Origin of the sequence: Synechococcus sp. R55.7 (assembly GCF_047461955.1) — a bacterium.
Taxonomy (GTDB): domain Bacteria; phylum Cyanobacteriota; class Cyanobacteriia; order Thermostichales; family Thermostichaceae; genus Thermostichus.
Genome location: NZ_JANSIC010000473.1, coordinates 1 through 692, shown reverse-complemented (window position 1 = coordinate 692; position 692 = coordinate 1). Strand labels below are relative to the sequence as shown.

1 protein-coding gene is annotated in these 692 nt (G+C 56.8%); it reads left to right on the top strand.

The window, feature by feature from the left end; genetic code table 11:
- Positions 1-14: 14 nt before the first annotated feature.
- On the top strand, positions 15-692 hold a 678-nt coding region (locus NW820_RS13210; RefSeq protein WP_414407751.1), incomplete at its 3' end, for a TetR/AcrR family transcriptional regulator.

Genomic DNA, 692 nt, shown 5'->3' with positions numbered 1-692 from the left:
GTTTTCTCCTCACTATGGCACGTCCTTCTTCTCGGCAAAGGCTGCTGAATGCGGCTCGGGAGCTGTTCGTTCGTCAGGGCATCACCCAGACCACCACCCGTCAAATTGCGGATTTGGCCGGAGTGAATGAGGTCACCCTGTTTCGGCACTTCGGCACCAAGCAAGGGCTACTCCTGGCCGTATTTGGCGAGTTGGGGGTTTTTTCCGGCATTGCCGATCTGCCCCTGAAGGCGGATCCCGCCCCCTCTCAAGGTTCTGGGTTGCAAGCCATTCTCCTGCGCTATGTCCACACCTGTTTTCGGGCTTTGGCCGATAATCCTGAACTGGTGCGCTCCCTGGTCGGGGAGGCTGGCCTTTATTCTGAGGAACATCGTCGCGCCTTGCGGATGGGTTTTTCTCAGGCCCAAGAACAGCTGACAGAGTATTTGCGGCGATTTCCCAACTCTGAGTTGCAATCTGTCGAGCCAGATCGCCTTTATGCAGCCGTTGGGGTTTTGCATGTAATGATTTTGGGAGCAGCAATGTTGGCGGTAACTGCCGAGTTGCCTTCCGTTGGCGCCGACGGAACCGAGCCCTCTGTTGAGGGGCAGCTATCGGATGAAAAATCTAAAAAATCAGAGAAAGGCGCCGAAACCGCCAGGATCCCCCCCCTTCTGCAAGCCTGCGTGGAGCTGTGGATGGCAGGCGTGACC